Genomic DNA, 14,360 nt, shown 5'->3' with positions numbered 1-14,360 from the left:
AGACATCCAATGACCAAGGTAATGAACGGAATCAAGGTGGTGGAGGTCGCGCTGTACGCGTTCGTCCCCTCCGCCGCGGCAATCCTGTCGGACTGGGGCGCCCAGGTGATCAAGGTCGAGCACGCGTCGTTCGGCGACCCGATGCGCACCACGGCAGCGTGGGGTGTGCCCGGCCAGGTCGACGGAATGTCCGGTCTGTGGGAGGTGTCGAACCGTGGCAAGCGTGGCGTCGCAATCGATCTCGCGCACCCCGACGGACGGGAGCTGCTGATGAAGATGATCGACGAGGCCGACGTGTTCATGACCAACTTCCTCCCCGACGCCAGGCAGAAACTCGGCATCGACGTCGACCACGTCACCGCCCGCAACCCCCGCATCGTCTACGCGCGCGGCACCGCTCAGGGCCCCGAGGGGCCGGAACGCGACAAGGGCGGGTTCGACGGCATCACCTACTGGGCTCGCTCCGGCGCTGCCGGATCGATCGCCCCCGACGACCTCGCCTGGCCCGCGAACATGCCCGGCCCCGGATTCGGTGACGTCCAGAGCGGCATGGCGCTGGCCGGCGGCATCGCCGCGGGCCTGCTGCACCGCGAGCGCACCGGCGAGGGCACCGTCGTCGACGCGTCGCTGTTCTCCGTCGGTGCGTGGGCGATGCAGCCGACGATCGTCGGGGCCCAACTGATCGGGGAGGCGGAACTGCCGTACCCGAACCGCGACGTGCCGGTCAATCCGGTGTCGAACATCTACCGCACCAGCGACGACCGGTACATCCACCTGGCACTGCTGCAGAGCGACAAGTACTGGCCGGGTCTCTGCGAGGCGATCGACCGTGCGGACCTGGTGGACGATCCGAGGTTCGCGACGTTCGAGTCCCGCGCGGCGAACTCCCGCGAGTGCGCGGTGGAGCTGACCGCGACGTTCGAGCGACGCCCCCTCGCCGAGTGGGTCGACATCCTGGGCAAGCAGGAGGGCCAATGGGACGTCTTCCGCAAGCCGGGCGACGTGGTCACCGACCCCCAGGCCGTCGAGAACGGCTACGTGTACCCCGTCGAGTACCCCAACGGCCGGTCCCTGAACCTGGTGACCGCTCCGGTTCGGTTCGACAGTGAGACCCCGACGCTCACCCCGGCTCCCGGGCACGGTGAGCACACCGAGGAGGTCCTCCTCGAACAGGGTCTGAGCTGGGACGAGATCATCGCCCTCAAGGTCTCCGGCGCCGTCAAGTAGTCGCCGTCTCCCGGCGCCCGACACCGCAGGCAACGCTCCGTCCTGCGGCGATGGTCACCGTCCCGACACCGCCCGGTGCCCGCACTGCCCGGGACTTCGGCGCACCCACATCCGGTGGTGACAAAAGTCTCAACCGCCCTTCCAATGTGATCTAAATCCCTCTAATATTCGAATATTAGAGCTTTCGCCCGCGAGGCGTCCTCCGCCCCAGGCGCATCCGTCCATCCGCAGCCTCTCGTTCAGGAGGAAATGTGTACGACCTTCGAGACATCAAGATCATCGACACCGACACTCACGTCGTCGAGCCCCCGGATCTCTGGACCTCCCGGGTCTCGACCAAGAAGTGGGGCGACCTGGTCCCGCACGTCCGCTGGGACGACCAGCGCGGAGACGAGGCGTGGTTCGTCTCCGGGGCCCGAATGAGCGCCGTCGGTTCCCCGGCCATGGCCGGCTGGCACGAGTATCCGCCGAGCTGCCCGCCCCGCTTCACCGACACCGACCCCCGGTCCTGGGACCCGGCCAAGCGTCTGACCCTGATGGACGAGTACGGAATTCACGCCCAGATCCTGTACCCGAACGTGGCGGTCTTCAGCTCGAAGACGTTGCAGTCCAACGGAGACAACGAACTTCAGATCGAGTGCGTCAAGGCGTACAACGACTACCTCACCGAGTGGGCCGAGTTCGCGCCCGGTCGCTACATCCCGGTCGGCATCCTCCCGTTCTGGGACATGGAGGCCACGCTTGCCGAGGTCGAGCGCGTCGCCGCCGCTGGACACAAGGGTCTCGTCTTCACCCAGAACCCGGCCGCCTTCGGTCTCCCCATGCTCACCGACCCCTACTGGGATCGCCTGTGGGCGTCCGCGCAGGAGAAGCAGCTGCCGATCAACTTCCACATCGCTTCCGGCGAAGTCGATCTCAGCGGATTCGGGCACGAGAGCAACGGCGTGGCCGCGAACTACGGGATGATGGGCATCTCGTTCTTCATGGACAACGCACGAACCCTGTCACAGCTCATCTTCGGCGGCATCTGCGACCGCTTCCCCGACCTGAAGTTCGTCTCGGTCGAGTCCGGTATCGGGTGGATGCCGTTTGCGCTCGAGGGCATGGACTGGCAGTGGCGGAACAGCGGCGTGCACAAGGAGCACCCGAACTACGAACTGCTGCCCAGCGAGTACTTCAAGCGGCAGATCTACGGCTGCTTCTGGTTCGAGCAGGCCTCCGCGCTCAGTGCGATCGACCAGATCGGCGCCGACAACATCCTGTACGAGACGGACTACCCGCACCCGACCTCGATGTCTCCCGGGCCGGCGTCCGACGCTCAGCGCCCCGACGACTACCTCCGTCGGAACTTCGGCCATCTCAGTGAGTCCGACGCGCGAAAGATCCTGCACGACAACGCAGCGAAGCTCTACAACCTGGACATCTGAGCGGACGGTCACGTCGCCGGCCTCGCGGCCGCCACAGCCCACTGGAGGAAGCAATGTCACTACCCGCCTTCGAATCCGAGGCGCGCGAGTGGATCATCGCCACCGCCGCTCGTCTCGGCTTCGACCGGGTCGACGACCCGTACGATGTCGCGGTCTTCCACGACATGGATCACGTCGAGGAGGAGCGTCTCCTCGGCGAGCACCGGACGTGGCAGCGCGCCAAGTTCGAGTCCGGCTATGCGGCACTGGACTGGCCGGTGGAGGTCGGCGGCTCCGGTCTCGACTCGGTGTTCGCCGAGACCTTCGTCCGGCTCGAGAACGAACACTGCCCGCTGCGACCACACGAGTTGTTCTCGGTGACCATGCATCTCGTGGCACCGACGATCAGCCTGCTGGGAACCGCGGAGCAGAAGCAGGAGTTTCTTCCGCCGATGCTTCGGGGTGACCTCCTGGCCTGTCAGCTGTTCTCCGAGCCGGACGCCGGGTCGGATCTCGCGAACGTCTCGACCCGGGCCGTCCGTGACGGCGAGGACTGGGTGATCACGGGACAGAAGGTGTGGACCTCGGGGGCCCAGTTCGCCGAGTGGGGAGAGTTGATCGCCCGCACCGACCCCGATCAGCCCAAGCACGCGGGACTGACCGCGTTCCTGGTGCCGCTCGACGCACCGGGGGTGGCGGTGCGCCCGATCCGCCAGATGTCGGGCGGAACCAGCTTCAACGAGGTGTTCCTCGACGAGGTCCGCATCCCCGACCGGCTGCGCCTCGGCGAGGTCGGCAAGGGCTGGGGGGTCGCCCTGACCACACTCGCCTTCGAGCGCGAAGGCGGGTCCGACAGCAGCAGCATCGGCGGTCAGTTCTCCCAACTGGTCACCACCGCACGGGATCTCGGGCGCGACCACGATCCGCTCGTTCGGGAGCTGATGGCCCGTGTGTACCTGAGACAGAAGCTCGCCCAGGTCGACACACTGCTCGATCGGCAGTCCCGGGAGGGGGGCGCGGCGCCGAGCGCGGTGGGATCGATCCGCAAGGTGCAGTGGGTGGACAAGCTCACCGCGGTGTCGGCCGCGGCACGGGCCATCCTGGGCCGTGACCTGGTGGCGGACACCGGCGTCCCGGGCACGTTCTCGTGGAACGCCCACGTACTCGGTGCCCCCGGATACAGCATCGCCGGAGGTACCGACCAGATCCAGCGCAACATCATCGCCGAACGGGTCCTCGGCCTGCCGCAGGAACCCCGCTCGGATCGTGGCCTCACCTGGCGCGAGGCACGCGCCGCACAACCCGTGTCGTCCCGGTGACGAACTTCCCCCTCCAGCAGATCCAGAAAGGCAATCGACGATGAGAGTCACGAAGCTCCGGCGCGCGCTCGCCGGCATCGGTATCGCCGCCGTCACCTTCGCCGCCGCGTGCGGCTCGGGTGACACGGTCGACGTCTCGTCCGCGGACCTCGGTCCGAGCGGCGACTCCTCGTGGCAGGAGGTGATCGACAAGGCGAAGCAGGAGGGGTCGGTCACCTACTACTCGGGGCAGGCCACCGACAACCTCCAGACCGCGGCCGCCGCCTTCGAGTCCGCGTACGGAATCAAGGTCGACATCGTGCGCGACAACGACGCGAACCTGCAGACCAAACTGGCCGCCGAGGAGTCGACCGGCAAGCAGGTGGCCGACGTCGTGGCGTCCGCGGCGAAGCCGTGGGTGGACGAACGCGTCGCCCACGACTACTTCGTCCCCGTGACGGGTCCGGCGTTCTCGGCTCCCGAGTTCGACGCCGCCAAGTTCCTCCACGACGACACCGTCTTCTACTCGTCCGCGGCGGTGCTCACCTACGCATGGAACACCGACCGCGTGCCCGGTGGCGTGTCCGGATACAAGGACCTGCTCGCGCCGGAGCTCGCGGGCGGCAAGATCGGCGTGATCCTGCCCGTCTCGACCGCCATTGTCGGCTTCTACGACTACCTCGACGAGACGGTGTCGCCGGACTACGTGGAGAAGCTGGCCGCGCAGCGGCCGCGCACGTACTCGGGCGCGCAGGCCATCGCGCAGGCACTGACGTCCGGCGAGATCGCCGCCGCGGTGTACACCCTGCCGCTGACCACCGAGAAGGAGAAGGGCGCGCCGGTGGACTTCGGACTGTCGTCGCCGGTGTTCGGCGCCCCGTTCTACACCGGTGTCGCGGCAAAGGCGCCGCACCCCAACGCCGCCCAGCTGTTCGCCAACTTCCTCGTCACGAAGGCCGGCCAGAACGCGGTTGCCAACCGCGCAGGAGCGGTACTGCCCGACATCCCCACGGCGTCCACGTCGGCCGACGGCATCTGGACCAGCACTCGCACGTTGACCGCCGACGACACCGTCGCCTTCCGCGGTGAGTTCGAGCGGTTGTTCGGCGCCAGCCAGTAGACACCCCACGCAACACCCGGCCCGAGGCGGGTCGGCATCGGAAAGGACTTCCACCATGAAGGTCGGCGAACGCTTGAAGAGCTCGGTCTCCGACGCCGAGGTGATCGTCGTGAAGGTCGGACGCACCGTCAGCGGTCCACTGCTGTGCGCGGGCGCGCCGATGGCCGCGCCCGACGGCGCCGCCGCGGGGGGTGCGACGCAGGGCCCGGCCGGCGGTGACCCCCTGATCATCGGCAAGCGGTACTCCGGCGCGGACGTCGAGGTGCTGTGCGTGACCCCCGGCGCAGGGCCGCTCTCGATCGACGGTGTCGAGCTCGAACTGGCGGCACCGCGCCCGCTTCCCTCCTCGGACTGATCTCCGGCAGCGCGACACTCGCAGAAAGGGCTGCACCATGATTCTCGGCACGACCCCCACCGAACGAGCCGACAGTGACATCCTCGTCTCGACGGTCGAATCGGCCGTCCACCGGCTCGACCCCGCGGGCGGACGATCCGAGCGCGTCCACCGGGACGGGCCGTTCGACCGCGACCTGTGGGCGTTGCTCGCCGGCGAGGTCGGCATCGGTGCCCTCGCGGTGCCGGAGGATCGCGGCGGACTCGGCGCGTCGCTCCACGACATCGCCGCGGTCCTCACACTGCTGGGGGCCGAACTGTCCCGGGTTCCGTACCTGTCCACGGTCATCGCGACCGCCGTGCTCGCCGACGCGCCCGCGTCGACGGCGGCCGACGAGCTCCTGGCCCGGATCGTCGCCGGCGAGCTCGTCGTGGCGACGGTGCCACCGTCATCCGTTGTCGACCACACCTTCCGCGCGGAGGGCGCAGGGGAGAACGTCGTCGTCTCCGGCTCGGCCTCGTTCGTCGTCGACGCCGACATCGCCGACGTCGTACTGGTGTTCGCGCCCGCCACGGACGGTTCGGTCGGGCTGTACTCGGTTGCCGCCGGCGGACTGACCACGGCGCGAATGACCACGACGGACGGCACCCGTGTGCTGTCGACGGTCACCGCGGACCGCGCGTCCGCGGTGCTCCTGAACCCGCGCCCGTCGGTGCGCCGGCTCCGGGACCACGCGTTGGTCGCGCTGGGCTGCGACAGTCTCGGTGTCGCGAGCCGCACGCTCGACGACGCGGTCGCCTACGCGGGAAGCCGCGTGCAGTTCGGTCGGGCCGTCGGAGGATTTCAAGCGGTCAAACACCGGCTCGCCGAAGTGGCGGTCGCGGTCGAGCTCGCGAAATCCTCTGTCGCCCACGCCGTGTGGGCGGTCGAGCGGGGAACCGATCACGAGCTCTCGGAGGCAGCCGCGATCACGGCCATCGTCTGCGACGACGCGGCCTCGCGTGCCACTGCCGAGAACATCCAGGTGCACGGCGGGATCGGATTCACCTGGGAACACACCGCGCACCTCTACTATCGCCGAGCCTTGACCAATGCTGTGCTCTGGGGCAGCGGCGCCGAACACGCGCAGCGCCTGTACGAGCTGGCAGCACCCGCGCCGGCTCGGGTCGGACCGGGCGCCGATTCCGGTGCGGTTCCGGTACCGGCCGCAGGCCTCTCCTCGTAACGCCCTCAGACCCCAGCCCGGTCAGAAAGCGAGTCCCCGTGTCCCACGTCTCCGTTCGTCGGCTTCTCAAGAACTTCGACGGCAAACCTCCCACCGTCGCCGTGGACAACCTCGACCTCGAGATCGAGGACGGCGAGTTCCTCGTCCTGCTCGGCCCGAGCGGGTGCGGAAAGACGACCACACTGCGGTGTCTGGCCGGGCTCGAACAACCCGTCGGCGGGACCATCACCCTGGGCGACCAGGTGGTGTTCGACGCCGAGCGCGGTGTCAACCTCACACCGGACAAGCGGTTCATCGGCATGGTGTTCCAGTCGTACGCCCTGTGGCCTCACATGTCGGTGCGCAAGAACATCGCCTACCCGTTGAAGTCCCGCAGGATGCTGGACGAACTGCGCGGTGGCAGGGTCGAGGAGACCGCGGCGCTCGTCGACTGCGAACGCCTGCTGGACCGGCTGCCCGCCGAACTGTCCGGTGGACAGCAGCAGCGCGTCGCACTCGCCCGCGGGTTGGTGGCGCGGCCGGACCTGGTCTTGTTCGACGAGCCGCTGAGCAACCTCGACGCGCGCCTGCGCGACCAGGTACGGGCCGAACTGCACGACCTGCACCAGCGGACGCCGTTCACCGCGGTGTTCGTCACCCACGACCAGAGCGAGGCGCTCGCGCTGGGCACTCGGATGGCCATCATGAACGCCGGACGCATCGTCCAGATCGGCGCTCCCCGTGAGGTGTTCGAGGATCCGGCCGACGAGTACGTGGCCGGGTTCACCGGCATGTCGAACCGCCTGCCGTGCGAGTACGTCGACGGCCGGTGGTATGCCCTCGGCACCGAGATCATCGGCACCGAGCCACGTGCGGCGGCCGGGACACGTGACTTCGTACTCCGCCTGCGCCCCGAGAAGGTTCGACTGGTCGGCGCCGCCGAGGATCTGCGTCCGGGCGAGGCCGGTGTCGCGGTGCACGTCGACGACGTCGAGTTCGGCGGCCTGCACCTCGACGTGATGTTGTCCCTCGCGGTGCCCGACGCCCGCAGGCGCGAACTGCATGCGCGGGTGTCCACGTTCGACAGCTCCCGCGCCCCGCGGACGGTCGAGCGGGGGGCGCGCATGATCCTGGCCTTCGATCCGATCGACGGGAGGATGTTCGGCAGCGACGGCACGGCGCTGTCCGACGCCCAGTCCGCCGACCTGACTGCACTGGTGGGGTGAAAACGATGGCCACACTGACCCTTCCGAAGCCGTCCACGTCCAATCCGCCCTCGAGCGGGCCTTCCCTGGCCGAGAACGAGAAGATACGCTCCGGCGCACGCCGGCTGGGAGTGATCGCATTCGTCGCCTTCCTGGCCTATCTGGTCGTCGTCCCGATCGTCCGTCTGCAGGCGACCGCCTTCGAGGACGGCAGCGCGGGATTCGCGCGAGCCTTCGGCCTCGACCGGATCGGCCGGATCCTGCAGTACACCGTCGGACTGGCCATCGGGTCGCTCGCGGTGGCCATGGTGCTCGGGACCGCGTTGGCGTGGGCCGCCAGCCGGCTGCCGCGCCGGCTCGAGTTCCTGCGGATCCTGCCGATCCTGCCGATCGTGATCCCGGCGGTTGCGGGGATCGCCGGGTGGGCCTTCCTCCTGTCCCCGCGCCCCGGATACCTCAACGCCGCCCTGCGCAATCTGCCCTGGTGGTCGCACCTGGACGAAGGGCCGGTCGACATCTATTCGATCGAGTGGATCGTCATCATCACCGGCTTCTCCCTGAGCTCGTTCGTCTACATGTTCGTCAGCTCCGGCTTCTCGAACATCAACTCGGAGATGCTCGAGGCCGCCCAGGTCTCCGGCATGCCCGAGTGGAAGGTCTTCTTCAAGATCACCCTTCCACTGCTGCGGCCGACGCTGATCTACGGTGGCGGCGTCGCACTGCTGCTCGGTCTCGGACAGTTCACGGGTCCGCTCCTGCTGGGCACCAACACCGGGGTCAGCGTCCTGACCACCGAGATGTACTTCCAGATCAGCGACAGCCCCGCCCAGTTCGCGACCGCGGCCGCGCTCGGCTCGCCGCTGCTACTGGCGGGGGTCGCGGTGGTGTTCGCACAAAAGGCCCTGCTCGGCAACCAGAGACGCTTCGTCACCCACGGCGGCAAGGCGTTCCGCTCGCAGGGCCGGCCGTCGAGGGCCGGGGCCGCGCTGATCGTGGTCTTCTCGCTGCTGTCGACGGTCCTGCCCGTCCTCGCGCTGACGTTCGTCTCGCTGTCGCGCTACTGGCGCGGCTCCATCGACCTGTCGACACTGACGTTCGACAACTTCCGCACGGTCTTCGGCACCGCCGCGGTTCCGTCCGCGATCACCAACAGCCTCGTCTTCTCCCTGACGGCGATGGCGATCGTGCTCCCACTCGGATTCGTCGCGGCCAGCCTGATCGTGCGCGGATCGCGGTACCCCGCACTGCGACTGCTGGCGGATGTGCTGGTGTCCCTGCCGCTCGGAGTTCCGGCGGTGATCTTCGGCGCCGCCTTCCTGCTCACCTACACCGAAGGCCCCTTGGTGCTCTACGGCACGCCGTGGGTGGTGATCCTGGTGTACGTGACACTGATGCTGCCTTTCGCGACGCGGATGCAGCTGTCGACGATGCTCGCCCTCGGCGACAGCTACCTCGAGGCGTCGCGGGTCAGTGGAGCCGGATTCCTTCGTACCAACACCCGGATCCTGCTGCCGCTCATGCGCGGGAGCCTCGGCGGCACAGCGGCGTTGATCTTCGTGCTGCTCACCCACGAGTTCACGGCATCGCTACTGGTGCGAGCCTCCAAGACGCAGGTGATGGGCACGATCCTGTTCGATGCCTGGTCCAACGGCAGCTACCCGCAGGTGGCCGCGATCGCGCTGATCATGACGGGTGTCACCGCGGTCGGCGTCAGCGCGGCGATGCTCGTCGGCGGGGCCGACTCGCTGAGCAAGATGTGACCGGGGCATCGCGCCCGGCCACCCGAAACCACCTCGACCGGAAAGGAAGTGACCCGTGGGGTCGATCGGACTGAGTGCGTACGGAATGACGGTCACCGAACTCGTCGAACTGGCGGTGTGCGCCGACGAACTGGGCTTCGACGCACTGTGGCTGGGCGAGCACGTCCTCCGCCCCGCCGGATACGGCAGTGAACACCCCACGACGGGGACCGTGCAGCATCACGCGACGATCGTCGACACCGACACCGAGCTGATCGACCCGTGGGTGGCCCACGCGGCGATCGCCGCGGTGACGTCCCGCATCAAACTCGGGACCGCCGTGTACGTCACCGCGCTGCGGCACCCGTTGCACACGGCGCGGACCACCATCTCGGTGCAGGAGCTCAGTGGCGGCCGGGTGCTGTTCGGCGTCGGATCCGGGTGGCTCGAGGAGGAGTTCGCGGCGCTCGGGGTGCCTTTCCGCACCCGGTTCTCCCGCACCGAGGAGTGCCTCGACATCCTCCGGAAGTCGTGGTCCGGCACCGACTTCGACCACAGCGGGAAACACTTCACCTTCGACCGGATCCAGGTGCACCCGCGTCCCGCCCCGATCCCGGTGGTGCTCGGCGGCAACACCGCACCGGCGTTGGCCCGCGCCGCACGGCTGGGCGACGCGTGGTTCGCGTCGGGCACCCCGACCCCGGACGAGGCGGTGGCACTGGTCACCGAACTGCGCCGGCTCCGCCGCGAGTCCGGCAACACCGAGCAGTTCCCCTGCTACGTCCGGGTGTCGACCACCGATCCCGAGGTCCTCGCCGACTACCGGGACAGCGGCGTCGAGGACCTGGTGCTGTGGGCCGACACGCTCTGGACCGGCGACACACCGGACGAGCGCCGACGCAACCTCACCGCGGCCGCGGACCGCCTCGGCCTCCAGCCCTCCCCGCGGTCGGTGTTGTCGGCTGCGGGACAACGTAACTGAGCGCTCCCTTCGCGCGCCCCGGATCCTCCACGGATCCGGGGCGTTTCGGCGTCACCTGCCGACCGGCCCGTCATGCGATCTCGTCGATCAGCCCCCACGAGAGGGCGGTCTCGGTGTCGAGCGCGATCCCGGTGGCGCACAACCAGAAGGCCCGCCACCGCCCGATCCGCCGGGGCACGCTGACACAGCCGCCCGCTCCGGGGATCAGTCCCATCGACACCTCCGGCAGCCTGAACGCCGTGCCGGGCGCGGCCACGATGCGGGACGCGAACGCCGGCACCTCGATTCCGGCCCCGACGCAGCTGCCGTGCACGTGGACCTCGATCCGGTCGGCGAGTGCCGCGACGAGGCGGGCCGCTCCGGCCCGGGTGCGGATCAAGTGGGCGGTCCCCAGATCCGGTGTCGTGCCGAATTCGTCGAGGTCGCCGCCCGCGGAGAACACCGGGCCCGCGCCGTCGAGGAGCACGGAGGTGACGGTGTCGTCGGCGAGGGCGAGACGCAGTGCCTCGACGAGGCCGTCGCGGACCTCGGCACCGTAGGCGTTGCGCCGTTCGGGTCGGTTCAGCGTGACGTGCAGGCGTCCACCGTCCCGGCGGACGAGGACGGGCTGCTGCGGCGACACCGGCGGCAGCGGGCGCGGACCCCGCTCGGCGAGCCACCGACGGAACCCCGGCGTCCCGAGAAGAGTGGAGTAGCCGAGCGATTCGACGTCGACGGCTTCCGGGACCGGCAGTGTCCGCGACGCCCGCAGCACGTGCCCGAGCACCATCGCGGCGTGTTCCTGGTCGGCCACCGAGGATGCCAGGACTGCGAACGCCGCCGTCGGGTCGGTCGTGCCGACGAGCGACCGCTCCGTCGCGGCCTCGATCGGGGCGAGGGTGGTGTCGAGCGCGGCGGCGACCGCGAGCTGCGCCGGGGTCAGCGGCTCGGGCCGGGTCCGGAGGCCGATCAGCAGCCGCGTGGGGGTGCGTGCCCGATCGGCGGCGCGAGCGGCGGTGCCCGCATCGAGGTCGGCATCGAGGTCGACCGTGACCATCGGCCGGTCGACGACGGCGCCCTCGGTGAGCAGTGGCAGGTCCGCGGCACCGGCGGCGAGGTCGGCGGGGGTGATGACGTCGTGCGGTGAGCCCATGGTTTCCAGCCTGCCACTCACGATTTCGGCACCGGGGCGCGGGTAGCATTGCGGTGTGCCCGTTGCCGTCCCGCCGCCGCATCGGGTGGATGACTGGGCCGCGAGCGGTGTGGCCGCACTGACCGGACGACCGGACGGACCGCCGGTGGTCCCGCCCGGAAACGCGGCCTCGACGGCCCGGTCGCTCGCCCGACACGTTGCCTCCGCTGCCGCGATCGCGGGACGCACCCTCGACCTCGACGGCGCGCGTCTCCTGTCCGAGCGCGCGGCCTTCACCGGCCGCACGCGAGGCGGCGACGTCACCGTCGGCGGGAGTGGCAGGCTGCTGCGCACAGCCGACGGATGGGCTGCGGTGTCCTGCGCCCGACCCGACGATCCCGTCCTGCTCGGCGCGCTGATCTGCGCGGACGTCGATCCGACCGATCCGTGGCCCGCCGTCGCCCACTGGCTGGCCGCCCACACCGGCGACGAGCTTGCCGAGCGCGCCGAGATGCTGGGCCTCGCGGCCGCACCCGTCCGGCCTCCCAGGGCGCCGGTACGGGTCCCCTCGCCGGGCGCGGCACGGTCGGTCGCAGGATTGCTCGTCGTGGACTTCGGGTCGCTGTGGGCGGCACCGCTGTGCGCGCACCTGCTCGGGCTCGCGGGGGCGCGGGTGGTGAAGGTCGAGACGCCGACCCGACCGGACGGAGCGCGCCGCGGCGACCCCGACTTCTACACCCTGCTGCACGGTGGTCACGAGTCCGTGTGCCTCGACCCGACCGAACCCGCCGACCGTCGGGCACTGGCCGAGCTGGTGGCTGCCGCCGACATCGTCATCGAGGCGTCCCGGCCCCGCGCGTTGGTCGGGTTCGGTCTGGACGCCGAGGCGACGGCGGCTCGCGGTGCGACCTGGCTGTCGATCACCGCGGACGGACGGTCCAGCGGCCGTGTCGGATTCGGGGACGACGTGGCCGCGGCCGCCGGCCTGGTCGCCGTCGACGCCGCCGGCCCCGTGTTCGTCGGCGACGCGATCGCAGACCCGCTGACCGGACTGACGGCGGCGGCCCTCGCCTGTTCCGCGGACGCGGGGGCGCGGCTGATCGAGGTGTCGATGTCCGACGTGGTGGCGTCCACCGTCGCGCGTCCCCACGAGCCCGCCCCGGTCGCCCACCGGCACGCGGATCGCTGGGTGGTCGACACCGGGGACGGCATGGTCGAGATCGCGGAACCCGGCACCCGGCAGGCACACGGCACGGCACCGGAGCTCGGGCGGGACACCGCTTCGGTGCTGCGTTCCCTCGGCATCCCGACGGCGGGCGTCTCGACGGTGGTGGGGCAGTGACCGGTGCGCTGCTCATCGCGGGCGCCGAGGTGAACGGCGTCGCCGGTGTCGACGTGCGGATCGAGGACGGACGTGTCGTCGCGCTCGCACGGGGCCTCCCGCGCGAGGGCGCCGCACTGCTCGACGCGGCCGGTGGTGCGCTGATCCCGGGCCTGACGGACCATCATCTGCACCTGCACGCCATGGCCGCCGAGGCCGCGTCGGTGCGGTGCGGTCCGCCCGCGGTCCGCGACACCGGCGCGCTGAGAGTCGCGCTGGCCGCGGCCCCCGCCGACACGGGCGGATGGGTACGCGGCGTCGGCTACGTCGAATCAGTCGCCGGGGACCTGGACGCGGCGGCCCTGGACCGGCTGCACGCGGGTCGGCCCGTGCGGATTCAGCATCGCAGTGGCGCGATGTGGATGCTGAACTCCGCGGCGGTCGCGGCAACCGGGCTGGCGTCCGGCGAGCATCCGGGGGTCGAGCGGGATGCCGCGGGCGTGCCGACGGGTCGGGTGTGGCGCGCGGACGACTGGTTGCGTACCCGCCTGCCCGACTCCGGCCCACCGTCCCTGGGCGTGATCGGTGCGGAGCTGTCGCGCTTCGGGATCACCTCGGTCACCGACGCGACGCCGGATCTGCGCCCGACGTCGCTGCAGGCGATCACTCGTGCGGCGGAGACGGGCGAGCTTCCGCAGCGCGTGCATCTGCTGGGTGCACCGCTGACCGGCCGCGGCGCCGGATCGTCGCGGGTGACCGTGGGTCCGTACAAGATCGTGATCGCGGACTCGGGTCTGCCGGTGCTGTCGGATCTCGCGGACACGATCGCGACCGCGCACGCGGTCGGCCGTCCGGTCGCGGTGCACTGCGTCAGCCGGGAGGCGCTGCTGATCCTGCTGGTCGTCTTCGCGGACGTCGGGGCGATGCCCGGCGACCGGATCGAGCACGGCGCACTGGTTCCTCGTGAAACACTCTCCCGTATCCGGGATCTGGGACTGCGTGTCGTCACCCAGCCCGGCTTCCTCTGCGCCCGCGGCGACGACTACCTCCGCGACATCGACGGGGTCGACCTGCCGGACCTGTACCGGTGCAGGTCGCTGCTCGACGCCGAGATCCCGCTCGCCCTGTCCAGCGACGCACCGTACGGGCCGCTCGATCCGTGGCGGGTGATCGCCGCCGCCGTCGACCGGCGCGCGCCCACCGGCGATGTGGTCGGTGGTGTCGAATGCGTGACCGCCGCCGAGGCATTGAACGGATACCTCGCGCCTGCATCCGATCCCGGTGGCAGGCCACGGCGTGTGATCGTCGGTGCCGAGGACGACCTGGTGCTGCTGCGCGTTCCGCTGGCCGAGGCTCTGGCCGCCCCGTCCGCCGACGTGGTCCGCCGGACCCTCGGTGCCGGGTACCGCTGAC

Annotated in this window: 12 protein-coding genes; 11 read left to right on the top strand and 1 reads right to left on the bottom strand. The window is 70.1% G+C overall.

Features of this window, described 5'->3' with window-relative positions:
* The first annotated feature begins 9 nt into the window (after positions 1-9).
* The 9 genes from ABD951_RS11630 (at position 10) to ABD951_RS11590 (ending at position 10,515) form a co-directional block, all read left to right on the top strand.
* A complete protein-coding gene (locus ABD951_RS11630; RefSeq protein ID WP_345344864.1) occupies positions 10-1,227 on the top strand; it encodes a CaiB/BaiF CoA transferase family protein in 1,218 nt (405 codons plus the stop codon).
* Positions 1,228-1,478: 251 nt separating this feature from the next.
* Positions 1,479-2,654 (top strand): amidohydrolase family protein, encoded by a 1,176-nt coding sequence (locus tag ABD951_RS11625; RefSeq protein ID WP_345344862.1) that lies wholly within the window; start codon positions 1,479-1,481, stop codon positions 2,652-2,654.
* Positions 2,655-2,707: 53 nt separating this feature from the next.
* Positions 2,708-3,952 (top strand): acyl-CoA dehydrogenase family protein, encoded by a 1,245-nt coding sequence (locus tag ABD951_RS11620; protein WP_345344860.1) that lies wholly within the window; start codon positions 2,708-2,710, stop codon positions 3,950-3,952.
* 40 nt (positions 3,953-3,992) lie between these two features.
* Positions 3,993-5,051, top strand: coding sequence for an ABC transporter substrate-binding protein (locus ABD951_RS11615; RefSeq protein ID WP_345344857.1), 1,059 nt, complete (start codon positions 3,993-3,995; stop codon positions 5,049-5,051).
* Positions 5,052-5,106: 55 nt separating this feature from the next.
* Entirely contained in the window at positions 5,107-5,406 is a 300-nt protein-coding gene (locus tag ABD951_RS11610; protein ID WP_345344855.1) for a hypothetical protein, read from the top strand.
* Between the two features lie 37 nt (positions 5,407-5,443).
* On the top strand, positions 5,444-6,610 hold the full coding sequence (locus tag ABD951_RS11605; RefSeq protein ID WP_345344853.1) for an acyl-CoA dehydrogenase family protein: 1,167 nt from the start codon (positions 5,444-5,446) through the stop codon (positions 6,608-6,610).
* 38 nt (positions 6,611-6,648) lie between these two features.
* On the top strand, positions 6,649-7,815 hold the full coding sequence (locus tag ABD951_RS11600) for an ABC transporter ATP-binding protein (protein WP_345344851.1): 1,167 nt from the start codon (positions 6,649-6,651) through the stop codon (positions 7,813-7,815).
* Positions 7,816-7,820: 5 nt separating this feature from the next.
* Entirely contained in the window at positions 7,821-9,554 is a 1,734-nt protein-coding gene (locus ABD951_RS11595; RefSeq protein WP_345344849.1) for an ABC transporter permease, read from the top strand.
* A gap of 55 nt (positions 9,555-9,609) precedes the next feature.
* A complete protein-coding gene (locus ABD951_RS11590; RefSeq protein WP_345344847.1) occupies positions 9,610-10,515 on the top strand; it encodes a TIGR03619 family F420-dependent LLM class oxidoreductase in 906 nt (301 codons plus the stop codon).
* 70 nt (positions 10,516-10,585) lie between these two features.
* Here ABD951_RS11590 and ABD951_RS11585 read toward each other — a convergent pair whose 3' ends face one another.
* Entirely contained in the window at positions 10,586-11,647 is a 1,062-nt protein-coding gene (locus tag ABD951_RS11585) for an enoyl-CoA hydratase/isomerase family protein (protein ID WP_345344845.1), read from the bottom strand.
* A gap of 55 nt (positions 11,648-11,702) precedes the next feature.
* Here ABD951_RS11585 and ABD951_RS11580 point away from each other — a divergent pair, with 55 nt between their 5' ends.
* Both ABD951_RS11580 and ABD951_RS11575 read left to right on the top strand, forming a co-directional pair.
* Positions 11,703-12,968, top strand: coding sequence for a CoA transferase (locus ABD951_RS11580; protein ID WP_345344843.1), 1,266 nt, complete (start codon positions 11,703-11,705; stop codon positions 12,966-12,968).
* Positions 12,965-14,359, top strand: coding sequence for an amidohydrolase family protein (locus tag ABD951_RS11575; protein WP_345344841.1), 1,395 nt, complete (start codon positions 12,965-12,967; stop codon positions 14,357-14,359). Before ABD951_RS11580 ends, ABD951_RS11575 begins: the two co-directional genes overlap by 4 nt.
* Position 14,360: the final 1 nt, after the last annotated feature.

This window comes from Rhodococcus olei (assembly GCF_039540555.1).
Classification (GTDB): domain Bacteria; phylum Actinomycetota; class Actinomycetes; order Mycobacteriales; family Mycobacteriaceae; genus Rhodococcus_G; species Rhodococcus_G olei.
This window is presented reverse-complemented; position numbering and strand designations above follow the sequence as displayed.

Excerpts from the sequence above, each read along its gene's own strand:
- ABD951_RS11585 (WP_345344845.1), bottom strand. The coding sequence starts at position 11,647 with ATGGGCTCACCGCACGACGTCATCACCCCCGCCGACCTCGCCGCCGGT.
- ABD951_RS11615 (WP_345344857.1), top strand. The coding sequence starts at position 3,993 with ATGAGAGTCACGAAGCTCCGGCGCGCGCTCGCCGGCATCGGTATCGCC.
- ABD951_RS11620 (WP_345344860.1), top strand. The coding sequence starts at position 2,708 with ATGTCACTACCCGCCTTCGAATCCGAGGCGCGCGAGTGGATCATCGCC.
- ABD951_RS11605 (WP_345344853.1), top strand. The coding sequence starts at position 5,444 with ATGATTCTCGGCACGACCCCCACCGAACGAGCCGACAGTGACATCCTC.
- ABD951_RS11610 (WP_345344855.1), top strand. The coding sequence starts at position 5,107 with ATGAAGGTCGGCGAACGCTTGAAGAGCTCGGTCTCCGACGCCGAGGTG.
- ABD951_RS11630 (WP_345344864.1), top strand. The coding sequence starts at position 10 with ATGACCAAGGTAATGAACGGAATCAAGGTGGTGGAGGTCGCGCTGTAC.
- ABD951_RS11595 (WP_345344849.1), top strand. The coding sequence starts at position 7,821 with ATGGCCACACTGACCCTTCCGAAGCCGTCCACGTCCAATCCGCCCTCG.